The following is a 24957-nucleotide window of genomic DNA, read 5'->3' as shown; positions in this document are numbered from 1 at the left end:
AGGAGAGGGTGCAAACACTAAAAACCGTCTCGGTGGAGACGGTTTTGCCGTTTATACCGCTGTCTGGAAGATCACGCCGTCCGCTTTCTCGGTATATTGAGAAAGTTTGTCGAAGTTCAGGTAACGGTAGGTATCCACCGCCGTCTTATCCACCTGAGCCACAAAGGTCTGGTACTCTTCCGGCGTCGGCAGTTTGCCAATCAGCGCCGCAACAGCCGCCAGTTCGGCAGAGGCCAGATAGACGTTCGCCCCCGTACCTAAACGGTTCGGGAAGTTACGGGTCGAGGTGGAAACCACCGTCGAACCATCGGCCACGCGCGCCTGGTTACCCATACACAGGGAACAGCCAGGGATTTCGATACGCGCCCCGCTCTTGCCAAACACGCTGTAGTAACCCTCTTCCGTCAGCTGTGCCGCATCCATACGGGTTGGCGGAGCCACCCACAGACGCGTTGGCAGCTGGCCTTTATGGGCATCCAGCAGCTTACCGGCCGCACGGAAGTGGCCGATGTTGGTCATACAAGAACCGATAAATACTTCGTCAATCTTATCGCCCTGCACATCAGAGAGCAGACGCGCATCGTCCGGATCGTTCGGCGCACACAGAATTGGCTCTTTGATATCCGCCAGATCGATGTCGATCACCGCCGCATACTCTGCGTCAGCATCGGCTTCGAGCAGCTGCGGATCCGCCAGCCATTTTTCCATCCCCTGAACGCGACGCTCCAGCGTACGACGATCGCCGTAGCCTTCCGCAATCATCCACTTCAGCAACACGATGTTAGAGGTCAGATACTCAACAATCGGCTCCTGGTTCAGCTTGATTGTACAGCCTGCAGCCGAACGCTCGGCAGAGGCGTCGGTCAGCTCGAATGCCTGCTCCACTTTCAGATCCGGCAGACCTTCGATCTCCAGAATGCGGCCTGAGAAGATGTTTTTCTTCCCTTTCTTCTCAACGGTCAGCAGCCCTTGCTTGATCGCGTACAGCGGGATCGCATGCACCAGATCGCGCAGGGTGATACCCGGCTGCATTTTGCCTTTGAAGCGCACCAGAACCGATTCCGGCATGTCCAGCGGCATCACGCCCGTCGCCGCCGCGAACGCCACCAGACCAGAGCCCGCCGGGAATGAGATCCCAATCGGGAAACGGGTATGGGAGTCACCGCCAGTGCCTACGGTATCCGGCAGCAGCATACGGTTCAGCCACGAGTGAATAACGCCATCGCCCGGACGCAGTGAAACACCGCCGCGGTTCATAATAAAGTCTGGCAGGGTGTGGTGAGTGGTGACGTCAACCGGCTTTGGATAGGCAGCGGTATGACAGAAGGACTGCATCACCAGATCAGAAGAGAAGCCCAGACACGCCAGATCTTTCAGCTCATCACGGGTCATTGGCCCGGTGGTGTCCTGAGAACCGACGGAGGTCATTTTCGGTTCGCAATAGGCGCCAGGACGGATACCCGTCACGCCGCATGCGCGACCGACCATTTTCTGCGCCAGAGAGTAACCGCGGCTGCTTTCGGCCACGTCTTTCGCCTGGCGGAACACGTCGCTGTGCGGCAGACCCAGCGATTCACGCGCTTTGGTGGTCAGGCCGCGACCGATAATCAACGGGATACGGCCACCGGCACGCACTTCGTCAATCAGCACGTCGGTTTTCAGTTCAAAGTTTGCCAACAGCTCGCCGGTCTCGTGGCGACGAACTTCACCTTTAAACGGATAAACGTCGATGACGTCACCCATGTTGAGGTCGTTCACGTCCACTTCAATTGGCAATGCGCCTGCATCTTCCATGGTGTTGAAGAAGATAGGGGCGATTTTGCCGCCCAGCACCAAACCACCGCCACGTTTGTTTGGCACATGAGGGATGTCATCCCCCATAAACCACAGTACGGAGTTGGTTGCAGATTTACGGGAAGAACCGGTGCCGACAACATCGCCGACGTAGGCCAGCGGGAAGCCTTTGTTTGCAAGCGCCTCGATCTGTTTGATCGGGCCGACAACACCTGGCTGATCCGGCTCAATACCTTCACGGGCGTTTTTCAGCATCGCCAGCGCATGCAGTGGGATATCCGGGCGAGACCAGGCATCCGGAGCCGGAGACAAGTCATCAGTATTAGTTTCGCCAGTCACTTTAAACACAGTGACGGTCATTTTTTCAGCCAGTGCCGGACGGTTCAGGAACCATTCCGCGTCAGCCCAGGATTGAATCACCTGTTTAGCATGGCGATTGCCTGCTTTGGCTTTTTCTTCCACATCGTAGAAGTTATCAAACATCAGCAGCGTTTGGGACAGCGCTTTGACGGCAATCGGTGCCAGCGTTTCACTATCCAGAGCGTCGATCAGCGGATGAATGTTGTAACCGCCCTGCATGGTGCCGAGCAGTTCAATCGCTTTTTCAGGAGTGACCAGTGGGGAGGTGGCTTCGCCTTTGGCAATCGCAGCAAGGAATCCGGCTTTAACATACGCGGCTTCATCTACGCCAGGCGGAACACGGTTGATCAACAGATCTAACAGGAATTCTTCTTCGCCCGCAGGCGGATTCTTCAGCAGCTCGACGAGCGCGGCCATTTGGGTTGCATCTAAAGGTTTCGGTACAATTCCCTCGGCGGCACGTTCTGCTACGTGCTTACGGTATTCTTCTAGCACGACGGTTCTCCTCGCTCTCATTATCATAATGCGGCATACACTTTATTCTTCAGGCTGCGTCTGTGTTGGTTGCGCAGCCTGAAGGCTTTGGTGTATCGGCGTTCTCTTCACGCTCCTGTGAGACAGCAGTTTGTAGGGTAAATGCCCGATACCGCGTCGGGCAGCATAGCAGGATTTCTGCACAGTGTTAATCCGTTTACAAAAAAGCAACATTAAATAATTTGCTGAATCGTTACGTATGGTGTAGCGCAGCGTGACATCGCTGTGCCAGCAGCAAAAACAGCGAGCGACAGTGCATTTATTGCCTGACGTCCAACGGTTTTTCCGCCAACAGATATAATTTGTGTAATAAATACACATACTCTTTATCCGTACTTGCGGGGCCGTTTCCCAACAATAGCTAAAACGCTAAAACTCGGGTGAATATACTCGCGGCAATAACAACGCCATTTGGTACCGCTTACGCTGGAGTCGCACTATGAAGTTGCCCTTTAAGCCACATCTGCTTGTCCTTCTGTGTAGTGCCGGGCTGTTAGCTGCATCCGGTGTGATGTTTGTGAAAAGCCGCACCCCCGAGGCTGTCTCCCCGGTGGAACAGGCTCCCGTCGCACCACCATCCGTCGTGACACAACCCGTCGCGCCTTCAGTAGCCCCGGTCCTGACGCCAGCCTATACCGCCGCGCAAATCGATCAATGGGTCGCGCCGGTTGCGCTCTATCCCGACTCGCTTTTATCTCAGATTCTGATGGCATCGACTTACCCGGCCAACGTCATTCAGGCTGCGCAATGGTCGAAAGATAATCCCAAAATGCAGGGAGATGCCGCTATTCAGGCGGTGAATAGTCAGCCGTGGGACCCTAGCGTCAAATCGCTGGTCGCCTTTCCTCAGTTAATGTCGCTGATGGGCGAAAACCCACCGTGGATCCAGAACCTGGGCGATGCGTTTCTCGCGCAACCCAAGGATGTCATGGACTCCGTACAGCGTTTACGCCTGTTGGCCCAGCAGACCGGCGCACTGCAGTCCACGCCGCAACAGACGGTGACCACCGAGAAAAAAACCGCCCCCGCTCAGACGACCAGCGCATCAACGCAGTCCTCTTCAGGCAGCACCGCAACGCCCCCAACGGTGATTAAGATCGAGTCCGCCGATCCTCAGGTGGTTTACGTCCCCACCTACAATCCTGCTAACGTCTACGGCACCTGGCCTAATGCCAGCTATCCGCCCGTCTATTTGCCCCCTTCTCCGGGAGAGCAATTTACCGATAGCCTGGTCAAAGGTCTGGGATTCAGCCTTGGCGTTGCCACGACCTATGCCATTTTCAGCAATATCGACTGGGACGACGATGACGATCATCACCATCATGATGACGATGACTACCACCACCACAACGACGGCTATAACCGTAACGGCGATAACAACATCAATATCAACGTGGATAACTTCAATAAAATCAGCGGGCAGCGTCTGACCGATAACAACCGTACCTGGCAACATAATCCGGCCTACCGTGAGGGTGTTCCGTATCCCACCAATCAGTTGAACAGCCGCTTCCACCAGACGGAGAGTGCAACAGGCTTAAGCGCGACCCAGCAAAAACCGGTGAACCGCGACAGCCAGCGTCAGGCGGCTCTGGCTCAGGTGCAGCAATCCAGCGGAAAATCACTGTCACGCACCGCTTCTCCGGCGACCAAAGACGCGCAGCGTCAGGCTGCAAGCAACCAGCTTAAACAGATCTCCCAACGCAATAACTACCGTGGCTACGACAACACCCGGCCGCAAACGGCAAACCGGGCGAACAATCCTTCGCCGCGTGTTAACCGCCAGCCGGTGACCTCGCGACAAGAAAATCGCGCTTCGCCAGGCGAGCGCCAGCCCATTTCTCATCAGCGGGCCAATGCTTTAAGCGGTAACGATAGCCGTTCTGCAAACTGGCAGGCGCAACAGCAGCGCGGCGCGCAAAGCCGTCAGTTCACCTCGCGCACCCAGAATCAGCCAGCCCGGCAAATGCCCGCAGGCCGCACTGAACATCGTGAATTCCGTCACCGCTAAGGGAATCGAAATGAAAAAGCAATTACTCAGTGGCGTGATGCTGTTTATGGTCTCGACTTTCACTATCGCTCAGCAGCATTTCAGCACGCCTGAAGAGGCGACCAGCGCGCTGGCGAAAGCCATCAGCCAGCAAAACGAAGGCGAGATGAACACTCTTCTCGGTGATGACTGGCGAGAATTTCTGCCGCCTGAAGGTGTGGATCCCGATGCGGTAGATCGTTTTGTGCGTGACTGGAAGGTCAGCCATCGCACGGTGACCGATGGCGATGTGGCTCATCTGGTTGTTGGCGACAGCAACTGGCAGTTGCCCATACCGGTGGTGAAACGCCAGCAGGGGTGGCAGTTCGATATGCAGGAAGCCGCCGAGGAGATCCTGACGCGCGAAATTGGCCGCAACGAACTTGCCGCTATTGAAGCGCTGCACGCCTACGTCGATGCCCAGCAGAGCTATTTTGCCCTGAATCATCGCTATGCGCAGAAAGTCGTGAGCTCAGAAGGGAAAAAGGACGGATTGTACTGGCCCGCAGCACCCGGCGAAGCGCCGAGTCCGCTCGGTCCGGCATTCAGCCCGAACACGCCGGTAACAGGCTATCACGGCTATCGTTTTCGCATTCTGCCTGATAAAGAGAAAGGTTTTGCCATGGTAGCGTGGCCCGTCAGCTACGGCGAAACCGGTGTGATGAGTTTCATCATCAATCAGGATGACCAGGTTTATCAGACCAACCTGGGGAGTGAATCCCGGCAGAAAGCGCAGGCGCTGAAGGAATATGCGCCGGATGCGCAGTGGCATCCGGTCACGCCATAATAAAAAAGCCGCTCAGTTGAGCGGCTTTTTATATGCGTTATCAGCAATTACAGAATGTTTGCGACTGACTTCGCCAGCTGAGCTTCCAGCACCGGCTTCGCCTCTTCAAACTTCAGGTTAACCTTGTTGGCATTGGATACTACGCGGGTCTGATACTTCGCGCGATCGCCCTTCTCGGTACTGGTTTGCAGCTTCACGCCAGAGGTTCCCTGACGCAGCGCGGCGATGTTATCGGTGGTGACTTTGGCTTTGCTGCGCTCGGAGATTTGCAGGTCAGTGACCATGGTGAAGTTCACATCTTCTACCATCGCATCTGCCGCCATGCCGATCAGGCCAGCCGCCAGACCCACGCCCAGCGCGGCACCAGAAGAGGAGCTGTTATAAGCAGTGATCCCTGCGCCCAGTGCGGCACCGACGGCAGCCCCTTCGTAACCGGTTTTCAGATAGCCCTGGGATTCACGCAGATCCATTTTGTCGGCTTTCAGCACGTTAGCCTGCACCCAGTAGTAGGCGCTGTCCGGGGAGCTGGTCACTTTGTAGCCCTTGGCAATCAGGTCATTTGCCAGCAGAGTTTGCAGGTTGCTCATATCTTTATCAGAGGTATTTTTTACCTGGATATAAACCGTTTTCTCACTGGAAGGCTCCAGCCAGACGGTTTCGCTCATCTGCGTTTTCACTTCCAGATTACGTTTCTTCACCGCCGTAGTCATCGCGCCACACCCTGTCAGCGTCATTACCGCTGCAACCAAGCCAACAACCGCCACTTTCTTTAAAGACATGTGTTTTCCTTTTTTCCTGTAATAAAAAGTACCAATCCCAGAGTCCGTGCAGCTAAAAACCACACAAAGGTGAAAAGGTTATCGGCAGTTGGAGAGATTTTTTTAGCGGAGATATCAATGGGATGACTACCAAATTGGGTAGTATTCAGGCAAAAAAAAACGCCTCGGGAGAGGCGTTTCATCACTTAAGAAGAAATTACTTCTTCTTCGCTTTCGCGTTTGGCAGGTCGGTGATGCTACCTTCGAACACTTCTGCCGCCAGGCCCACGGACTCATGCAGAGTCGGGTGCGCATGGATGGTCAGAGCGATGTCTTCAGCGTCACAGCCCATTTCGATGGCCAGACCGATCTCACCCAGCAGCTCGCCGCCGTTGGTACCGACAATCGCACCACCGATAACACGGTGAGTCTCTTTGTCGAAGATCAGTTTGGTTACGCCATCGGCGCAATCGGAAGCGATAGCACGGCCAGAAGCAGCCCACGGGAAGGTGGCGGTTTCGTAGCTGATGCCTTTCTCTTTCGCTTCTTTCTCGGTCAGACCCACCCAGGCAACTTCTGGCTCGGTGTAAGCGATAGATGGGATCACTTTCGGATCGAAGTAGTGCTTCATGCCCGCGATAACTTCAGCGGCAACGTGACCTTCGTGAACACCTTTGTGCGCCAGCATTGGCTGACCGACGATATCGCCGATAGCAAAGATGTGCGGCACGTTAGTGCGCAGCTGTTTATCGACACGGATAAAGCCACGGTCGTCCACTTCCACGCCAGCAGCGCCCGCGTCGAGGTTTTTACCGTTAGGCACACGACCGATAGCCACCAGCACCGCGTCATAACGCTGCGCTTCAGCTGGCGCTTTTTTGCCTTCCATGGAAACGTAAATACCGTCTTCTTTCGCTTCAACGGCAGTCACTTTGGTTTCCAGCATCAGGTTGAATTTCTTGCTGATGCGTTTGGTGAAGACTTTAACGATATCTTTATCGGCAGCCGGGATAACCTGGTCGAACATTTCAACCACGTCAATCTCTGAACCCAGCGCATGATACACGGTACCCATTTCCAGACCGATGATACCGCCACCCATAACCAGCAGGCGTTTTGGAACGGTTTTCAGTTCCAGTGCGTCGGTGGAATCCCACACGCGCGGATCTTCATGCGGAATGAACGGCAGTTCGATCGGACGGGAGCCCGCCGCGATGATCGCATTGTCGAAGTTGATCACGGTTTTGCCGTTCTCACCTTCCACTTCCAGGGTGTTTGCCCCGGTAAATTTACCCAGACCGTTGACCACTTTCACTTTACGGCCTTTAGCCATGCCAGCCAGACCGCCGGTCAGCTGAGTGATCACTTTCTCTTTCCAGGTACGAATCTTGTCGATATCGGTTTTCGGCTCGCCGAAGACGATACCGTGGTCAGCCAGTGCTTTGGCTTCTTCGATAACTTTTGCTACGTGCAGCAGTGCTTTAGAAGGGATACAGCCGACGTTCAGACAAACACCACCGAGGGTGTTGTAACGTTCAACGATTACGGTTTCCAGACCTAAATCAGCGCAACGGAAGGCAGCAGAGTAACCTGCCGGGCCTGCCCCAAGTACCACGACCTGAGTTTTGATTTCAGTACTCATCATGACCTCTTATTGATTTCCGGCGGTCCAGGTACTTGTCGCCCTTCATCCACCGGGACGTTCTATCCGCCCGTATTTTACAAAATTGTTAACAATTTTGAAACAACAAACGGCTCATGAATTGTTGTCTTTACCAATAACCTCACAATTTTCATGAGATTACAAGCAAAAAAGCCGGCCGACTGGCCGGCTTTTCGGTTACATCACCAGGCGACGAATATCGCTCAGGGTGTTGTTGATGATGGTGATAAAGCGAGCACCATCAGCACCGTCGATCACGCGGTGGTCGAAGGAGAGAGAAATCGGCATCATCAGACGCGGAGTAAACTCTTTACCATTCCACACCGGCTCAATCGCGGACTTGGAAACACCGAGGATAGCCACTTCTGGCGCGTTAACAATCGGCGCGAAGTGGGTGGTACCCAGGCCGCCGATGCTGGAGATAGTGAAGCAACCGCCCTGCATTTCGCCAGCAGTCAACTTACCATCACGCGCTTTTTTGGAGATCACGGTCAGTTCACGAGACAGCTCAGTGATGCTCTTCTTGTTCACGTCTTTGAAGACCGGAACAACCAGACCATTTGGCGTATCAACCGCCACACCGATGTTGATGTATTTCTTCAGCGTCAGGCGCTGTGCATCTTCAGACAGGGAGCTGTTGAAACGTGGCATCTGCTCCAGCGCAGCCGCAACCGCTTTCATGATGAAGACCACTGGGGTGAATTTCACGTCCAGTTTGCGCTTCTCAGCTTCAGCGTTCTGCTGTTTACGGAACGCTTCCAGATCGGTGATATCGGTTTTGTCGAAGTGCGTAACGTGCGGGATCATTACCCAGTTACGGCTCAGGTTCGCACCAGAGATTTTCTGGATACGGCCCAGTTCCACTTCTTCGATTTCACCAAACTTGCTGAAGTCCACTTTCGGCCATGGCAGCATGCCCGGAATACCGCCGCCGGTGGCAGCAGCAGGTGCCGCTTCAGCGCGTTTCACCGCGTCTTTCACGTAAGTCTGAACGTCTTCGCGCAAGATACGACCTTTACGGCCCGTCCCTTTCACTTTCGCCAGATTCACACCGAACTCGCGCGCCAGGCGACGGATCAGCGGAGTGGCGTGAACGTACGCGTCGTTCTCAGCAAACTCAGATTTGCCTTCGGCTTTCACCGCCGGTGCAGCGGCTTTAGCAGCTGGCGCCGGAGCGGCGGCAGCAGGTGCCGGAGCAGCAGCCGGGGCCGCAGCAGGCGCAGCGCCTTCCACTTCGAAGACCATAATCAGAGAGCCAGTAGACACTTTGTCGCCGGTGCTGATTTTGATTTCTTTAACGGTACCCGCGAACGGAGCCGGGACTTCCATAGAGGCTTTGTCGCCTTCTACGGTGATCAGTGACTGCTCAGCGGCAACTTTGTCGCCCACTTTCACCATCACTTCAGTCACTTCAACTTCGTCACCGCCGATATCCGGAACGTTAACGTCTTTCGCGCCAGAGGCTGCTGGTGCAGCCGCCGCCGGAGCAGCCGCCTGTGCTGGAGCGGCAGCAGGCGCTGCGCCCGCCACTTCGAAGACCATAATCAGGGAGCCGGTAGACACTTTGTCGCCGGTGTTGATTTTGATCTCTTTCACCACGCCCGCGAACGGTGCCGGGACTTCCATAGAGGCTTTGTCGCCTTCTACGGTGATCAGGGACTGTTCAGCAGCAACGGTGTCGCCCACTTTTACCATGATCTCAGTGACTTCAACTTCGTCACCGCCGATGTCAGGCACGTTAACGTCTTTTGCAGCCGCAGCAGCTGGTGCAGCCGCCGGAGCCGCTGCTTCTTTCTTCTCTTCCTGCGCTGGTGCAGCAGCTGCTGCACCGTCGGCGGAATCGAAAATCATGATCAGTTTGCCAGTCTCGGTTTTATCGCCAACAGAGACTTTGATCTCTTTAACAATGCCAGCCTGAGGAGACGGGACTTCCATAGAGGCTTTATCGCCTTCTACGGTGATCAGCGACTGTTCAGCTTCAACTTTGTCGCCTGGTTTGACCAGGATCTCGGTGATTTCAACTTCATCAGCCCCGATGTCCGGTACATTGATTTCGATAGCCATTATTCTTTTACCTCTTACGCCAGACGCGGGTTAACTTTATCTGCATCGATGTTGAATTTGGTAATTGCTTCCGCAACCACTTTCTTGTCGATTTCGCCACGTTTAGCCAGTTCGCCCAGCGCTGCAACGACCACGTAAGAAGCATCAACTTCGAAGTGGTGACGCAGGTTCTCACGGCTGTCAGAGCGACCGAAGCCGTCGGTACCCAGTACGCGGTAATCATCAGCCGGTACGTAAGTACGAACCTGCTCGGCGAACAGTTTCATATAGTCAGTAGATGCCACTGCCGGAGCGTCGTTCATCACCTGAGCGATGTACGGTACGCGTGGAGTTTCCAGCGGGTGCAGCATGTTCCAGCGCTCACAATCCTGGCCATCACGCGCCAGTTCAGTGAAGGAAGTGACGGAGTACACGTCAGAACCTACGCCGTAGTCTTTCGCCAGGATCTGTGCTGCTTCACGTACGTGACGCAGGATAGAACCGGAGCCCAACAGCTGAACTTTACCTTTGCTACCTTCGAGGGTTTCGAGTTTGTAGATACCTTTACGGATACCTTCCTCGGCACCTGCTGGCATTGCCGGCATGTGGTAGTTTTCGTTCAGCGTGGTGATGTAGTAGTAAACGTTCTCTTGTGCTTCACCGTACATACGCACCAGACCGTCGTGCATGATGACAGCCACTTCGTATGCATAAGATGGATCGTAAGAGATACAGTTCGGGATAGTCAGAGACTGAATGTGGCTGTGACCATCTTCGTGCTGCAGACCTTCACCGTTCAGAGTCGTACGACCGGAAGTACCACCGACCAGGAAGCCGCGAGCCTGTTGGTCGCCAGCCTGCCAGCACAGGTCACCGATACGCTGGAAACCGAACATGGAGTAGTAGATGTAGAACGGAATCATCGGCAGGTTGTTGGTGCTGTAAGAGGTCGCAGCAGCCAGCCAGGATGCGCCTGCGCCCAGCTCGTTGATCCCTTCCTGCAGAATCTGGCCTTTCTCGTCTTCTTTGTAGTATGCAACCTGCTCACGGTCCTGCGGGGTGTACTGCTGGCCGTTCGGGCTGTAGATACCAATCTGACGGAACAGACCTTCCATACCGAAGGTACGCGCTTCATCGGCGATGATTGGAACCAGACGATCTTTGATCGACTTGTTCTTCAGCATCACGTTCAGGGCACGAACGAAAGCGATAGTGGTAGAGATCTCTTTGTTCTGCTCTTCCAGCAGCTGAGAGAAGTCTTCCAGAACCGGCAGTTCCAGTTTCTCAGTGAAGTTCACCTGACGGGACGGCAGGTAGCCGTTCAGTTTCTGACGCTGTGCGTGCAGATAGGTGTGTTCTTCAGAACCTTCCGGGAAGGTGATGTAAGAGAGGTTTTCAACCTGCTCGTCGGTGACAGGAACGTTGAAGCGGTCGCGGATATAACGCACGCCGTCCATGTTCATTTTCTTCACCTGGTGCGCAATGTTTTTACCTTCGGCGGTGTCACCCATGCCATAACCTTTGATGGTATGAGCCAGGATAACTGTTGCTTTGCCTTTGGTTTCTTGTGCGTTTTTCAGTGCTGCGTAGACTTTCTTCGGATCGTGACCGCCACGGTTCAGAGCCCAGATCTGATCGTCAGACCAGTCTGCAACCAGCGCTGCGGTTTCAGGGTATTTACCGAAGAAGTGCTCACGAACGTAGGCACCGTTTTTGGATTTGAAGGTCTGATAGTCGCCGTCAACGGTTTCGTTCATCAGCTGGATCAGTTTACCGCTGGTATCTTTACGCAGCAGCTCATCCCAACGACCGCCCCACATCACTTTAACCACGTTCCAGCCAGCACCGCTAAAGATGCCTTCCAGTTCGTTGATGATCTTGCCGTTGCCGGTTACCGGACCATCCAGGCGCTGCAGGTTACAGTTGATGATGAAGCACAGGTTGTCCAGTTTCTCACGGGTGGCGATGGTGATCGCACCTTTAGATTCTGGCTCATCCATTTCGCCGTCGCCCAGGAAGGCGTAAACGGTCTGCTGAGAGGTATCTTTCAGGCCACGGTGTTCCAGATATTTCAGGAATTTAGCCTGGTAAATCGCACCGATTGGACCCAGACCCATAGAAACGGTCGGGAACTGCCAGAATTCAGGCATCAGTTTCGGGTGCGGATAAGAAGACAGACCTTTACCGTGAACTTCCTGACGGAAGTTGTTCATCTGCTCTTCAGTCAGACGACCTTCCAGGAACGCACGTGCGTAAACGCCCGGAGAGATGTGGCCCTGGAAGTAAACCAGGTCGCCGCCGTCTTTCTCGGTGCGTGCGCGGAAGAAGTGGTTAAAGCACACTTCGTAAACGGTCGCAGAAGACTGGAAGGAAGCCATGTGGCCACCCAGCTCCAGGTCTTTTTTGGAGGCACGCAGAACGGTCATGATCGCGTTCCAGCGGATTGCAGAACGGATACGACGTTCCAGATCCAGATTGCCCGGGTATTCCGGTTCGTCTTCAACGGCAATCGTGTTTACGTAGTTGCTAGCCCCTGCACCTGAAGCCACTTTCACGCCGCCTTTGCGCGCTTCTGAAAGCAGCTGATCAATCAGATACTGAGCACGCTCAACACCTTCTTCACGGATGACCGATTCGATCGCTTGTAGCCAGTCGCGAGTTTCGATCGGATCCACGTCATTTTGGAGACGTTCTGACATGGGGGTATTCCTTATCTATCTAATACGTTGATTTGTCTGGAACCTGTCCCATTGCACTTTCCTTTCTTCATATTTCGGGCTGTCTCTTTGTTGGCTGCGCTTCCTCACGCCAGTCACATAGTGAACTATGCTGCTGGGGGATTCGCACGCTTGCCGCCGCGATACAATCCAAACTATTTCGAAAACTAAAAGCGCAATAAGACAGGTTCTGCGTTTAGTTGCCGCGCTCTAAAAAAACTGGCGCTTAATCCTTTCTTTGCTGTATGCGGCGCAGCGAACGTTCTCGACGACTCTGTTCACGGCTGCGGTCCAGCAAGATTTCCTCAATGAAAGCCAGGTGACGGTGAGACGCTTCACGCGCCTGCTCCGGTTCCCCGGCCATTATCGCCTCGAATACTCGGGTGCGATGGTTGCTGACCAAAGGGAGCATCTCCCGACGGGCATACAACAATTCAAAATTTTGTCGAACATTCTGGGCCAGCATCGGCTCCATGCAGCGTAGCAGATGGAGGAGCACCACATTGTGCGCCGCTTCGGTGACGGCAATTTGATACTGGACGACGGCATCGGACTCGGCGTCAAGGTCGCCTGACTGCTGGGCCCGTTCGATGGCCTGGTGAAGTTCGCGGATACGTTCACGATCCTCATCATTGCTGCGCAGTGCCGCGTAATAAGCCGCGATGCCTTCAAGCGCGTGACGGGTCTCAAGCAGGTCAAACTGGGATTCAGGGTGGTCAGAAAGAAGCTCTACCAGCGGATCGCTGAAGCTCTGCCACAGGCTGTTTTGCACAAAAGTACCGCCGCCCTGGCGACGAAGCAGCAAGCCCTTTGCTTCGAGACGTTGAATCGCCTCACGCAGAGAGGGACGGGAAACGTCGAACTGTTTTGCCAGTTCGCGTTCAGGCGGGAGTTTTTCACCGGGGCGCAGAGTCCCTTCGAGGATCAAAAACTCCAGCTGCTGCTCAATCACATCGGATAATTTTGGTTGGCGAATTTTGCTGTAGGCCATATTCCCTGTCTTACGCCTTTTTGCCCGGAGTCAATTGGTCTTACCAATTTTATGTTCGTATCGCTAAAGTAACAAAGTATTCACCTTCTGTCCATATTGGTTTTGATTGAAATCAGTAAACCCTGCACATTTTAACAACCTTACAGAAATAACGTTTCAGAAATGTAACTTTGCACAAATGTATTGATTACTCACAAAGGGGCAGTTTTAACTTATATGAAACGCAAACGACTCGGTCTGAACCGATTCACCACTGAAAATTGTGAAATTTTAACCCCCTTATGAAGCATTTTTATTCTATACCCTGATAAAAGGGCTTAAGCGCATCAATTAACAACTGCTCTCTTTTTATTCAACTCGTCATCATCCCTTTATAAACCAGGTGCATTCGCTGGCACTTACCACTATTCTTGCGCTTACGGAAGTCGTCTTCTGTTTTTTAGGTCAATTGAACCGTAAAGAAATAAATACATGAAATGGAATTTCATAAGTACACACGCCCGAGCGTGAACATAACAACCACACACGAGGTTTCATATAATGGAAGGTCAACAGCACGGCGATCAGCTAAAGCGCGGCCTTAAAAACCGCCATATCCAGCTTATCGCTTTGGGTGGCGCTATTGGTACTGGCCTGTTTCTGGGCAGCGCATCCGTTATTCAGTCAGCAGGCCCCGGCATTATCCTGGGCTACGCTATTGCAGGCTTTATCGCCTTCCTGATCATGCGCCAACTGGGCGAGATGGTGGTTGAAGAGCCAGTTGCCGGATCGTTCAGCCACTTTGCCTACAAATATTGGGGGAGTTTTGCGGGCTTCGCCTCTGGCTGGAACTACTGGGTTCTGTACGTGCTGGTCGCGATGGCGGAACTGACCGCTGTCGGTAAGTACATTCAGTTCTGGTATCCGGAAATCCCAACCTGGGCATCGGCTGCGGCCTTCTTTGTTATTATTAACGCCATCAACCTGACCAACGTCAAAGTGTTCGGTGAGATGGAATTCTGGTTCGCGATTATTAAAGTTATCGCCGTAGTGGCGATGATCATCTTCGGCGGCTGGCTACTGTTCAGCGGCAACGGCGGCCCACAGGCCACCGTACGCAATCTCTGGGAGCAAGGCGGATTCCTGCCGCACGGTATGACCGGGCTGGTGATGATGATGGCGATCATTATGTTCTCGTTCGGCGGGCTGGAGCTGGTGGGAATTACCGCAGCAGAAGCCGATAACCCTGAGCAGAGCATTCCGAAAGCCACCAACCAGGTTATCTATCGTATTCTGATCTTCTACGTGGGTTCCCTGGCGGTTCTGCTCTCCCTGCTGCCGTGGACGCGCGTCACCGCTGACACCAGTCCGTTTGTACTGATCTTCCATGAACTGGGCGATACCTTTGTGGCAAACGCGCTCAACATCGTGGTGCTGACCGCGGCGCTTTCCGTCTATAACAGCTGCGTCTACTGCAACAGCCGTATGCTGTTCGGTCTGGCACAGCAGGGTAACGCGCCTAAAGCGCTGCTGAACGTCGATAAACGCGGCGTGCCGGTGAACTCCATTATGGTGTCCGCTGTGGTGACCGCCCTGTGCGTGCTGATTAACTATCTGGCGCCGGAATCCGCCTTTGGTCTGCTGATGGCGCTGGTGGTCTCAGCTCTGGTGATCAACTGGGCGATGATTAGCCTGGCGCACATCAAGTTCCGTCGTGCCAAGCAGCAGCAAGGGGTGACGACTCGCTTCCCGGCCCTGCTCTATCCGTTGGGTAACTGGGTCTGCCTGGTGTTTATGGCGGCCGTACTGGTCATCATGCTGATGACGCCGGGTATGGCCATCTCCGTGTATCTGATCCCGGTATGGATTGTGATCCTCGGCGTGGGCTATCTGTTTAAACAGAAAAATGCCAAAGCCGTAAAAGCGCATTAATCCCTTCTCGCTCTGTGTCCGCCACGGGCACAGAGCGTGTTACCTGCCTCACAAATTCTCACCAACAGCAATTTCATCCATATCACCGCCTTGATACTGCAACGCATATATTCATTTGCCAGCGAATAATTCTCTCCATACCGTAACTCGGAGAGCTGTCGATGGATAACAATAAACTTTCAGTAAAAGAAAAGATCGGCTATGGGATGGGCGACGCCGGATGCAATATCATCTTCGGCGCCATCATGTTGTTTGTTAACTATTTTTATACGGACATCTTTGGGCTTGCCCCGGCTCTGGTGGGGGTACTTCTGCTGTCTGTGCGCGTGATTGACGCCATTACCGACCCGATAATGGGAGCCATCGCTGACCGCACCCGCAGTAAATATGGGCGTTTTCGTCCATGGCTGCTGTGGATCGCCTTCCCGTATGCCCTGTTCAGTATTCTGATGTTTACCACGCCGGAATGGACCTATAACAGCAAAGTTATCTATGCCTTTGTGACCTATTTCCTGCTGTCGCTCACCTACACGGCGATCAACATTCCCTATTGCTCACTGGGTGGTGTCATCACTAACGACCCGAAAGAGCGCGTGGCCTGTCAGTCTTACCGTTTTGTGATGGTGGGAATTGCGACCCTGCTGCTGTCGTTAACGCTGCTGCCGATGGTGGAGTATTTTGGCGGTGACAACAAAGCCAAAGGTTATCAGATGGCGATGACCGTGCTGGCGCTGATTGGCACCTGTATGTTCCTGTTTAGTTTCTCCACCGTACGGGAACGTATTCGCCCGGCGGTCCAGACCAATGACGAGCTGAAAAACGATCTTAAGGACGTGTGGAAAAACGATCAGTGGGTGCGCATTCTGCTGCTGACGCTGTGCAATGTCTGCCCTGGCTTTATCCGCATGGCAGCTACCATGTACTACGTCACCTGGGTCATGGGCCAAAGCACCCATTTCGCTACCCTGTTTATCAGCCTGGGCGTGGTGGGCATGATGCTCGGTAGCGTGCTGGCTAAACTGCTGACCGACCGCTGGTGCAAACTGAAGGTGTTCTTCTGGACCAACATCGCGCTGGCGATCTTCTCTTCGGCCTTCTATTTCTTCGATCCCAAAGCGACCGTCACCATTGTCGTGCTCTACTTCCTGCTCAATATTCTGCATCAGATCCCATCCCCGCTGCACTGGTCACTGATGGCGGACGTGGACGATTACGGTGAGTGGAAAACCGGTAAGCGCATCACCGGGATCAGCTTCTCCGGCAACATTTTCTTCCTCAAACTGGGGCTGGCGATTGCCGGTGCGATGGTCGGCTTCCTGCTCTCCTGGTACGGTTATGATGCCGGGGCGAAGGCGCAAAGCGCCGATGCCATCAACGGGATTGTCCTGCTGTTCACCGTCATTCCGGGCGTCGGCTATCTGATTACCGCAGGCGTTGTGCGTTTGTTGAAAGTGGATCGCGAAACGATGAAACAGATTCAGGAAGATCTGGAGAAACGTCGCATCAACTACCGCGAGCTGAATGATTATCAGGAACTCAAAGCCGCTGAAACCAAATAAGGAAAGAACAATGCAACACTGGCCTAACCCTTTTATCGAACAACGCGCCGACCCGTTTATCCTCTGTCACGAAGGGCTGTACTATTTTATTGCCTCCGTACCGGAATACGATCGCCTGGAAATTCGCCGCGCGGACTCGCTGGATGGTTTGCGCAGCGCGCAAGAAGTGGTGGTCTGGCGTAAGCCGGAGAACGGCCCAATGAGCGAGCTGATCTGGGCGCCGGAGCTGCATCATATCGACGGCAAGTGGTACATCTACTTTGCCGCCGCGCACACGAAAGCGCTCGATCAGCTCAATATGTTCCAGCACCGGATGTTCGCCCTGGAATGCGCCGATAGCGATCCGCTGGCCGGGAAATGGATCGAAAAAGGGCAGATCGCCACACCGTTTGATACCTTTGCCCTCGATGCCACGACGTTTGTCCATCAGGGCAAACGCTGGTATCTGTGGGCACAAAAAGCGCCGGATATTTCAGGGAACTCCAATCTCTATCTCTGCGAGATGGAAAATCCGTGGACGCTCAAAGGTGAGCCCGTGATGCTCAGTAAGCCAGAGTACGACTGGGAATGCCGCGGGTTCTGGGTCAACGAAGGCCCGGCGGTTCTGGAGCATGGAGACAGGCTGTTCATCAGCTATTCCGCCAGCGCGACGGATGAGAATTACTGCATGGGGCTGCTGTGGATCGATAAAAATGCCGATCTGCGCAACCCAGCCAACTGGCACAAAGCGCCGCGCCCGGTGTTTACCACCAGCTATGAAAATCGTCAGTACGGACCTGGGCATAATAGCTTTACGCAAACCCCGGACGGTAAGGACGTGCTGGTGTATCACGCGCGCAACTACACCGAAATTGAGGGCGATCCGCTGTACGATCCGAACCGTCATACCCGCCTGAAGCTTGTCCACTGGAACGAAAACGGGATGCCAGATTTTGGCATCCCGCCTGCGGATACGGTGTGAGAAGCGCGGTGCGCTGGCTTACACCAGCGTACCGTAGATCGTCAGCAGAGCGACCAAAACGACAATCACAAACGAAGTTTTCTTCGCCATCGACACCGCCGCTTTTGGGGTTTCGACTTTGTCCGTGTGCGGCTCGCGCGCCAGAGAGAACTGCGCCAGCCGGGTCAATACCTGATACTGAGAAGTATGCCGATCGGCCAGCGATGCAAACCACGCTGGCAGAGCCTTTTCGCCGTGGCCGATTAACGCGTAGACCACCCCGACCAGGCGGACTGGCAGCCAGTCCAGCACATGCAAAATGGCATCAATGCCCGACAGCAAACGTTCGTGCGGCGTAAGATAGCGCGCAAGCCAGGTTTGCCAGGCGCGCAAGAAGGCATACCCCATCAGGAACACTGGCCCCCACACGCCGCCGACCACGAACCAGAACAGCGGCGCCAGATAATAGCGGAAGTTAATCCACAGCAGCGCATTTTGCAGCTCGCGTAAATAATCGCGTTCATTGCAATCCGGCGGCACGCCGTGGATAAGCGTCAGTTCGCTTGCCATTGCGCCGCGCGCGTGGCCGTCGTCACGTGAAGCGGCTTTCAGATAGGCATGATAGTGCAAACGGACCTTTCCGGCACCGATACAGAGCACGCCAAGCAGGATCCACACCACCAACAGCGGGACGTTGAAAAAGAGACCGTAGAGCGCGCGCAGCAGCAGAAAAACCACGCCCATGACGACCGCAGTCATCAGTAAAGTGCGCAACAGGGAGAAATGCTTTATGCGTCGGAACAGCACTTCCATCCGGTGATCCAAATGCCAGTGTTCGCCCAGTTTAAATAACCGTTCAGCGATCATCACCAGCAGCATGGTGAACAACGTCATGTCATCTCCTTATCTGACGAAGCGGTAAGCATGGCGCGAAACCTGGGCCAGTCAAAAGCCGGTCCAGGATCGGTTTTTCTCACCGGCGCGATATCGCTATGGCCAGTCATATTGTCAGCAATGTTGGGGTACAACATGATCAGCTCTCGCGTTACCGCAACCAGCGCCTGATATTGCTCATCAGTGTAAGGCGCGGTATCTGTGCCTTCCAGCTCAATCCCTATCGAAAAATCGTTGCAGCGCTCACGCCCTTGCCAGGACGAAACACCCGCATGCCACGCGCGTTTATCGAAAGGAACATACTGGACGATTTCACCATCACGGCGAATCAGACAATGGGCAGAAACGCGCAGATGCGCAATCTCAGCAAAAAAGGGATGAGCATTAGGATCAATCGTTCCGGTGAATAATGCATCGATCCACGGACCGCCGAATTCGCCAGGCGGCAGACTGATATTATGAACCACCAGCAGTGAAGGGGTCTCATCCTCCGGGCGGCAATCATGGTGCGGCGAGGGGACATGCCGCGCATCCACCAGCCATCCGTCGTGTAACTGCATGCTGGCTCTCCTTATGTATGGTGCTGATACTCGGTTCAGAGTAGCATGTTTCAATCTTATGATTCGTTACCAATTTGGAGTTTTATCATGCCGCCTCGCCGTTATAACCCCGACCACCGACGTGACGCGCTTCTGGAACGTATTAGCCTCGATATCCCGGCAAGCGTCGCCCATGCGCTGCGCGAAGATCTGGGCGGTGAGGTTAACGCCGATAACGATATTACCGCCCAATTGTTGCCAAAAGAGACGCGCTCACACGCGGTGATCATCACCCGTGAAGACGGTGTCTTTTGCGGTAAGCGTTGGGTGGAAGAGGTCTTTACTCAACTGGCAGGCGATGACGTTGAGATCACCTGGCATGTCGAAGATGGCGACACCATCACGGCCAATCAGCCACTGTTCGAGCTGAACGGCCCTTCCCGCGTCTTGCTAACCGGCGAACGTACCGCCCTGAATTTTGTGCAGACGCTGTCCGGCGTGGCCAGTGAAGTCAGCACTTATGTGGCTCTGCTGGCAGGGACTCGCACTCAGCTGCTGGATACGCGCAAAACCCTTCCGGGCCTGCGCACGGCGCTGAAATACGCGGTTCTCTGCGGCGGTGGGGCAAACCATCGTCTGGGATTATCCGATGCGTTTCTGATCAAAGAGAATCACATTATTGCGTCTGGCTCAGTGCGCCAGGCCGTCGAAAAAGCGTTCTGGTTCCACCCTGACGTACCGGTCGAAGTGGAAGTGGAAAACCTTGATGAGCTGGATGACGCCATCAAGGCCGGGGCAGATATTATTATGCTGGATAACTTCGATACCGATCGGATGCGTGAAGCGGTAAAACGCACAAACGGCAAGGCCCAGCTTGAAGTGTCCGGCAACGTGACGCGTGAAACTATCCGTGAGTTTGCCGAAACGGGTGTGGATTTTATCTCCGTGGGTGCGCTCACCAAACATGTACGCGCCCTCGATCTCTCTATGCGTTTTAAATAGTACAACCGTGTCCTCCCTCTCCTGCGGGAGAGGGCTGAATGATCAAGAGAATTCGATCCGCCTCGCACATCTTTTGCGTCTCTGTGTAACCCTTCTGAAATCCCCTGAATCCCCCTTCACAATCGTGGTTTCACCGCTCGTTTTTGTTCTTCTGCCCTGCCACAGTTGCGCCACTCAACCTAAGGAGCAGACATGAACAGACAAAAAGGATTTACCCTCATTGAGTTAATGGTCGTCATCGGCATTATCGCGATCCTCAGCGCCATCGGCGTACCCGCTTATCAAAACTATCTGCGTAAAGCCGCGCTGACCGATATGCTGCAAACTTTCGTGCCTTATCGCACAGCCATCGAACTCTGCGCGCTCGATCACGGCGGGGTCAGTACCTGCGATGGCGGTACCAACGGCATCCCCTCCCCCACAACCACGCGTTACGTTTCAGCCATGAGTGTCGTCAAAGGCGCAGTCGCGCTGACGGGTCAAGAGAGCCTGAATGGTCTTGACGTCGTTATGACTCCTCTCTGGAGTGACGGTGACGGGATCACGGGCTGGACGCGCGACTGTAATATCGACAATGACAGCGCGCTGAAACAAGCCTGTGAAGACGTGTTCCGTTTCGACACGAAGTAAGAGGAGCGGATGATGAATTCAGAGCAACTGGTTATGTTGTGCCAACGCCATCATGCGCTGCTGCTGAGCAGCGACTCTGGCCGGGTCAGTATTGCGGTGGTGGGCACACCACCGTCGGAGCTCATGGAGGCGCTTCGTTTTGCGACGCAAAAGCGAATTGATATTGAATGCTGGACGGCTGAACGTATGGAGAAGCATCAGCAGACTTTATCGCAATCGCATTTGCCGGTAGCGGCTTCTGCGACGAATTCTGCGGTCGATATCCTGAACAGAACGCTATTGCAGGCGCTCAGCCAGCGCGCCTCCGATATCCATATCGAACCCGCAGAAAACAGCTGGCAAATCCGCTTACGGATTGATGGCGTGCTTTACCTGCAGCCGCCTTTAAGCACAGCCATGGCCACTACGCTGATTGCTCGCTTAAAGGTGCTGGGTAATCTGGATATCGCGGAGCGTCGCCTACCCCAGGACGGGCAGTTCGCCGTTGAACTGTCCGGTGCATCCGTCTCTTTTCGCATCGCCACTCTTCCATGTCGAGGAGGTGAAAAAATCGTTCTGCGTTTACTGCACCAGGTGCAGCAGGCCCTGGAACTTGAAACGTTAGGTATGACCGCCGATCAGCTTGGTCTTTTTTCGCAGGCGCTGCAGCAGCCACAAGGGCTGTTGCTGGTGACTGGTCCCACCGGTAGCGGCAAAACCGTTACGCTCTATAGCGCGCTGCAAGCCTGCAATGCAAAAGATGTAAATATCTGTAGCGTTGAAGATCCGGTAGAGATCCCCCTTGCGGGACTAAACCAGACGCAAATTAATCCCCGGGCTGGCCTAACGTTTCAAAGCGTTCTGCGTGCGCTTTTACGTCAGGATCCTGACATCATTATGGTGGGCGAGATCCGCGATGGCGAAACGGCTGAGATCGCCATCAATGCCGCACAGACAGGGCACTTAGTCCTTTCAACGCTACATACTAACTCGACAACCGAAACGCTGATCCGGTTACAGCAGATGGGCGTTGCCCGCTGGATGGTCTCCTCTGCTCTGACCCTGGTGATTGCGCAAAGGCTGGTCCGCCGCCTGTGCCCTCATTGCAGAAAAGAGACGCAGGAAGAGTCATTGCTGCCGAAATCAGTCTGGCCGCGAAAGCTACCACACTGGCAACCGGTAGGCTGCGATCGCTGTTACCACGGATTTTATGGCCGCGTCGCCCTGTTTGAAGTCCTGCGCGTGAACAATGATATTCGCCAGGCCATCGCCAGCGATGCATCCATCGAAGAGATTGAAATGAGTGCCAAACAAAGTGGCATGACGACGCTCTTTGAACACGGTTGCATGGCAGTGGAACAAGGGCTAACCACTCTGGAAGAAATCGTTCGCGTACTGGGAGTGCCCCATGGCGGCTAATCATCTCTGGCGCTGGCGCGCCCTGACCCTTAACGGCGAATTTCAACAGGGTACGATTTGGGCACCCGATCGCACTGCGGCCATGGCTCGCCTGTCAGATAAGCAGCTGTGCCCGCTCGGCCTGTCGCGCAGTCTTATGCAGCAAAAATGGCAGGCTCAACACAGTTATGAAATATTTCGTCAGCTCGCTACGTTGCTTCAGGCCGGTCTTACGCTCGCCATAAGCCTGCAAATGCTTGCTGAACAGCATCCTGTTAAGCAGTGGCAGGCACTATTGTCCAGCCTGGCAGAGGATCTCAGCGAGGGTTGCGCCTTTTCAGAGGCGTTAAAAAAATGGCCGGACGCTTTCCCGCCGCTTTATGTCTCCATGATGAAAACCGGAGAGCTAACAGGAAAACTGGAAGAGTGTTGTCGCCAGCTCGCTCAGCAGCAAAAATTACAGCATCAGCTGAGCGCGAAAGTTAAAAAAGCGCTGCGTTACCCGATGATCATTTTGATTCTGGCGGTGGTCGTGGTACTGGCAATGGTAACGCTGGTGCTGCCTGAGTTTGCTGCGATCTATAAAACGTTCAATACCCCACTGCCAGTGCTCACACAGCTGGTGATGGGGTTTGCAACCTTTGTCCACGAGCAGGCCGTGGCGCTCATCCTCACCGTATTTTTACCGGCAATTATGATGCGCTATTTAAAGCGTCACCCCGGCTGGCAGCGTTTATACCAGCGCTTCGTGTTACGGATCCCCATTATGGGATCGCTGGTAAGGGGGCAAAAACTGGGTCAGATTTTTACGATTTTATCGCTCACACAGCGGGCAGGGATCGCCTTTTTGCAGGGGCTGGAAAGTTCGCAAGAGTCGGTCGAAGGTGTGTACTGGCAAGAGGTGTTAAAAGGCGTCAGAGAACGAGTTGCGCAGGGCGCACCAGTATGGTCATCCCTGAGCGAAGCCGAAGTTTTTACCCCGCTTTGCATCCAACTGGTGCGAACCGGCGAAGTATCAGGGGCGCTGGATACGATGCTGGCTAATCTGGCACATCATCACAATGAGCAGACATTTCAGCATGCAGATAATCTGGCTTCACTTTTAGAGCCGTTACTGCTGATTGTGACAGGGGTGATTATCGGAACGCTGGTGGTGGCAATGTATCTGCCCATTTTTCATTTGGGAGATGCCATGAGTGCAGGATAGTGCTGGCGCACGACTGTACGCCAGCAGAGCACTTACAGGCTGTTGAAAACGCGGTTTTCTTGTTCCTGAACGCGAATAAACGTTGTGCGTTTGGTCAGCTCTTTCAGACGCGAGGCTCCGACGTATGTGCATGCGGAACGCAGCCCACCCATCACATCACGGGCAGTATTCTCGACAGGACCACGCAGCGGCAGCTTCACGGTTTTACCTTCTGCAGCACGATACTGAGCAACGCCGCCGACGTGACGGTTCATCGCAGATTCAGAGCTCATACCGTAGAACAGCATGAATTTCTCGCCGTTTTCTTCAACCACAGTACCGCCGCTCTCTTCGTGTCCCGCCAGCATGCCGCCAAGCATCACGAAATCGGCGCCGCCGCCAAAGGCTTTAGCAACATCGCCCGGCATGGTACAACCGCCGTCACTAATGATCTGACCGCCAAGACCGTGTGCCGCGTCGGCACACTCAATCACAGCGGACAGCTGCGGATAGCCAACACCGGTTTTGACACGAGTGGTACAGACGGAGCCTGGGCCAATCCCCACTTTCACAATATCGGCACCAGCAAGAATTAATTCTTCACACATTTCACCGGTTACGACATTACCGGCAATAATGGTCTTGTCTGGCCAGGCGTCGCGGGCTTTGCTGACAAACTGGACAAAATGCTCGGAATAGCCGTTCGCCACATCAATACAGACGAAATTCAGCGCCGGATTAGCTTTCAGGATTTGTTTCGTTTTCTCGAAATCTGCGTCGGACGTACCGGTGGAAACCATTACATGCTTAAGCACATTTTCTGATTGTGAAGAGGCAAAAGCATTCCACTCTTCAATGCTGTAGTGCTTATGAACTGCGGTCAGGATGTCGAAGGAGGCCAGCGCCGATGCCATGGCAAAAGTGCCCACAGTGTCCATGTTAGCGGCAATAATTGGCACGCCGGACCAGGTCTGACCTGAGTGTTTGAAGGTGAATTGACGTTCGAGTTCAACGTCTGAGCGACTTTTCAGTGTAGAGCGTTTAGGACGGATAAGAACGTCTTTGAAACCTAACTTCAGATCTTCTTCGATACGCATGTGCGGATTCCTGGGGTTAGAGGCAAATATGTTAAAAGCACAACTCCAGTGACGTTATCATACGCACTAATACGTGCTCCGCAAGACTGCGAATTTCTCTTTTTTTACGCTACAATCCTATAAATTTACCTGGTAAAAAGCAGGTA

General features: G+C 54.0%; 18 protein-coding genes. 9 read left to right on the top strand and 9 right to left on the bottom strand.

Annotated features, from left to right (window positions below; all coding sequences use genetic code 11):
* Nucleotides 1–51: 51 nt before the first annotated feature.
* A complete protein-coding gene (gene acnB, locus SOM82_RS03795; RefSeq protein ID WP_320460311.1) occupies nt 52–2649 on the bottom strand; it encodes a bifunctional aconitate hydratase 2/2-methylisocitrate dehydratase in 2598 nt (865 codons plus the stop codon).
* A 478-nt stretch (nt 2650–3127) separates the two neighbouring features.
* Between acnB and SOM82_RS03790 the strand changes: the two genes are divergently transcribed.
* Nucleotides 3128–4699, top strand: coding sequence for a DUF3300 domain-containing protein (locus tag SOM82_RS03790; RefSeq protein WP_320460312.1), 1572 nt, complete (start codon nt 3128–3130; stop codon nt 4697–4699).
* Between the two features lie 10 nt (nt 4700–4709).
* A complete protein-coding gene (locus SOM82_RS03785; protein ID WP_320460313.1) occupies nt 4710–5504 on the top strand; it encodes a DUF2950 family protein in 795 nt (264 codons plus the stop codon).
* A gap of 47 nt (nt 5505–5551) precedes the next feature.
* Here SOM82_RS03785 and traT read toward each other — a convergent pair whose 3' ends face one another.
* The 5 genes from traT to pdhR all read right to left on the bottom strand — a co-directional run bounded on the left by traT (nt 5552) and on the right by pdhR (nt 13676).
* Nucleotides 5552–6283, bottom strand: a complete 732-nt coding sequence (gene traT / locus SOM82_RS03780; protein ID WP_154127213.1) for a conjugal transfer complement resistance protein TraT — start codon at nt 6281–6283, stop codon at nt 5552–5554.
* Between the two features lie 196 nt (nt 6284–6479).
* Nucleotides 6480–7904, bottom strand: a complete 1425-nt coding sequence (gene lpdA, locus SOM82_RS03775; RefSeq protein WP_100777599.1) for a dihydrolipoyl dehydrogenase — start codon at nt 7902–7904, stop codon at nt 6480–6482.
* Nucleotides 7905–8102: 198 nt separating this feature from the next.
* Nucleotides 8103–9989: a pyruvate dehydrogenase complex dihydrolipoyllysine-residue acetyltransferase gene (gene aceF, locus SOM82_RS03770; RefSeq protein ID WP_320460314.1), complete on the bottom strand. Its 1887-nt coding sequence runs from the start codon at nt 9987–9989 to the stop codon at nt 8103–8105.
* A 14-nt stretch (nt 9990–10003) separates the two neighbouring features.
* Nucleotides 10004–12667, bottom strand: a complete 2664-nt coding sequence (gene aceE, locus SOM82_RS03765) for a pyruvate dehydrogenase (acetyl-transferring), homodimeric type (RefSeq protein ID WP_154127211.1) — start codon at nt 12665–12667, stop codon at nt 10004–10006.
* A 244-nt stretch (nt 12668–12911) separates the two neighbouring features.
* Nucleotides 12912–13676 (bottom strand): pyruvate dehydrogenase complex transcriptional repressor PdhR, encoded by a 765-nt coding sequence (gene pdhR, locus SOM82_RS03760; protein ID WP_103947083.1) that lies wholly within the window; start codon nt 13674–13676, stop codon nt 12912–12914.
* 540 nt (nt 13677–14216) lie between these two features.
* On the opposite strand from pdhR, the gene aroP reads away from it, so the two are divergent.
* The 3 genes from aroP to SOM82_RS03745 all read left to right on the top strand — a co-directional run bounded on the left by aroP (nt 14217) and on the right by SOM82_RS03745 (nt 18107).
* Nucleotides 14217–15587, top strand: a complete 1371-nt coding sequence (gene aroP / locus SOM82_RS03755) for an aromatic amino acid transporter AroP (protein WP_320460315.1) — start codon at nt 14217–14219, stop codon at nt 15585–15587.
* A 161-nt stretch (nt 15588–15748) separates the two neighbouring features.
* Nucleotides 15749–17146 carry a glycoside-pentoside-hexuronide (GPH):cation symporter gene (locus SOM82_RS03750; RefSeq protein ID WP_320460316.1) on the top strand — a complete coding sequence of 466 codons (1398 nt, stop codon included), beginning with the start codon at nt 15749–15751 and terminating at the stop codon, nt 17144–17146.
* 10 nt (nt 17147–17156) lie between these two features.
* Complete coding sequence (locus tag SOM82_RS03745; RefSeq protein WP_320460317.1) at nt 17157–18107, top strand: glycoside hydrolase family 43 protein; 951 nt, start codon at nt 17157–17159, stop codon at nt 18105–18107.
* An 18-nt stretch (nt 18108–18125) separates the two neighbouring features.
* Here the strand turns inward: SOM82_RS03745 and ampE are convergent, their stop codons facing one another.
* On the bottom strand, nt 18126–18980 hold the full coding sequence (ampE, locus tag SOM82_RS03740) for a beta-lactamase regulator AmpE (RefSeq protein WP_154127207.1): 855 nt from the start codon (nt 18978–18980) through the stop codon (nt 18126–18128).
* On the bottom strand, nt 18977–19540 hold the full coding sequence (gene ampD / locus SOM82_RS03735; protein WP_320460318.1) for a 1,6-anhydro-N-acetylmuramyl-L-alanine amidase AmpD: 564 nt from the start codon (nt 19538–19540) through the stop codon (nt 18977–18979). The genes ampE and ampD overlap by 4 nt, the downstream gene beginning before the upstream one ends.
* Nucleotides 19541–19627: 87 nt before the next feature.
* On the opposite strand from ampD, the gene nadC reads away from it, so the two are divergent.
* The 4 genes from nadC to hofC all read left to right on the top strand — a co-directional run bounded on the left by nadC (nt 19628) and on the right by hofC (nt 23735).
* Nucleotides 19628–20521: a carboxylating nicotinate-nucleotide diphosphorylase gene (gene nadC, locus SOM82_RS03730; protein ID WP_320460319.1), complete on the top strand. Its 894-nt coding sequence runs from the start codon at nt 19628–19630 to the stop codon at nt 20519–20521.
* Nucleotides 20522–20713: 192 nt separating this feature from the next.
* Nucleotides 20714–21151, top strand: coding sequence for a prepilin peptidase-dependent pilin (gene ppdD, locus SOM82_RS03725; protein ID WP_154127204.1), 438 nt, complete (start codon nt 20714–20716; stop codon nt 21149–21151).
* 12 nt (nt 21152–21163) lie between these two features.
* Nucleotides 21164–22549: a type II secretion system protein GspE gene (gspE, locus tag SOM82_RS03720; protein WP_320460433.1), complete on the top strand. Its 1386-nt coding sequence runs from the start codon at nt 21164–21166 to the stop codon at nt 22547–22549.
* Nucleotides 22539–23735 carry a protein transport protein HofC gene (hofC, locus tag SOM82_RS03715; protein ID WP_320460320.1) on the top strand — a complete coding sequence of 399 codons (1197 nt, stop codon included), beginning with the start codon at nt 22539–22541 and terminating at the stop codon, nt 23733–23735. The genes gspE and hofC overlap by 11 nt, the downstream gene beginning before the upstream one ends.
* Before the next feature lie 32 nt (nt 23736–23767).
* Here hofC and SOM82_RS03710 read toward each other — a convergent pair whose 3' ends face one another.
* Nucleotides 23768–24811, bottom strand: a complete 1044-nt coding sequence (locus SOM82_RS03710) for a GMP reductase (protein WP_320460321.1) — start codon at nt 24809–24811, stop codon at nt 23768–23770.
* Nucleotides 24812–24957: the final 146 nt, after the last annotated feature.

Origin of the sequence: Lelliottia sp. CFBP8978 (assembly GCF_034046055.2) — a bacterium.
Classification (GTDB): domain Bacteria; phylum Pseudomonadota; class Gammaproteobacteria; order Enterobacterales; family Enterobacteriaceae; genus Enterobacter.
Note: the sequence above shows the minus strand (reverse complement) of the source record. Positions and strands in the feature narration are given on the sequence as shown.

Excerpts from the sequence above, each read along its gene's own strand:
- SOM82_RS03790 (WP_320460312.1), top strand. The coding sequence starts at position 3,128 with ATGAAGTTGCCCTTTAAGCCACATCTGCTTGTCCTTCTGTGTAGTGCC.
- SOM82_RS03785 (WP_320460313.1), top strand. The coding sequence starts at position 4,710 with ATGAAAAAGCAATTACTCAGTGGCGTGATGCTGTTTATGGTCTCGACT.
- traT (WP_154127213.1), bottom strand. The coding sequence starts at position 6,283 with ATGTCTTTAAAGAAAGTGGCGGTTGTTGGCTTGGTTGCAGCGGTAATG.
- lpdA (WP_100777599.1), bottom strand. The coding sequence starts at position 7,904 with ATGAGTACTGAAATCAAAACTCAGGTCGTGGTACTTGGGGCAGGCCCG.
- aceF (WP_320460314.1), bottom strand. The coding sequence starts at position 9,989 with ATGGCTATCGAAATCAATGTACCGGACATCGGGGCTGATGAAGTTGAA.
- aceE (WP_154127211.1), bottom strand. The coding sequence starts at position 12,667 with ATGTCAGAACGTCTCCAAAATGACGTGGATCCGATCGAAACTCGCGAC.
- pdhR (WP_103947083.1), bottom strand. The coding sequence starts at position 13,676 with ATGGCCTACAGCAAAATTCGCCAACCAAAATTATCCGATGTGATTGAG.
- aroP (WP_320460315.1), top strand. The coding sequence starts at position 14,217 with ATGGAAGGTCAACAGCACGGCGATCAGCTAAAGCGCGGCCTTAAAAAC.
- SOM82_RS03750 (WP_320460316.1), top strand. The coding sequence starts at position 15,749 with ATGGATAACAATAAACTTTCAGTAAAAGAAAAGATCGGCTATGGGATG.
- SOM82_RS03745 (WP_320460317.1), top strand. The coding sequence starts at position 17,157 with ATGCAACACTGGCCTAACCCTTTTATCGAACAACGCGCCGACCCGTTT.
- ampE (WP_154127207.1), bottom strand. The coding sequence starts at position 18,980 with ATGACGTTGTTCACCATGCTGCTGGTGATGATCGCTGAACGGTTATTT.
- ampD (WP_320460318.1), bottom strand. The coding sequence starts at position 19,540 with ATGCAGTTACACGACGGATGGCTGGTGGATGCGCGGCATGTCCCCTCG.
- nadC (WP_320460319.1), top strand. The coding sequence starts at position 19,628 with ATGCCGCCTCGCCGTTATAACCCCGACCACCGACGTGACGCGCTTCTG.
- ppdD (WP_154127204.1), top strand. The coding sequence starts at position 20,714 with ATGAACAGACAAAAAGGATTTACCCTCATTGAGTTAATGGTCGTCATC.
- gspE (WP_320460433.1), top strand. The coding sequence starts at position 21,164 with ATGAATTCAGAGCAACTGGTTATGTTGTGCCAACGCCATCATGCGCTG.
- hofC (WP_320460320.1), top strand. The coding sequence starts at position 22,539 with ATGGCGGCTAATCATCTCTGGCGCTGGCGCGCCCTGACCCTTAACGGC.
- SOM82_RS03710 (WP_320460321.1), bottom strand. The coding sequence starts at position 24,811 with ATGCGTATCGAAGAAGATCTGAAGTTAGGTTTCAAAGACGTTCTTATC.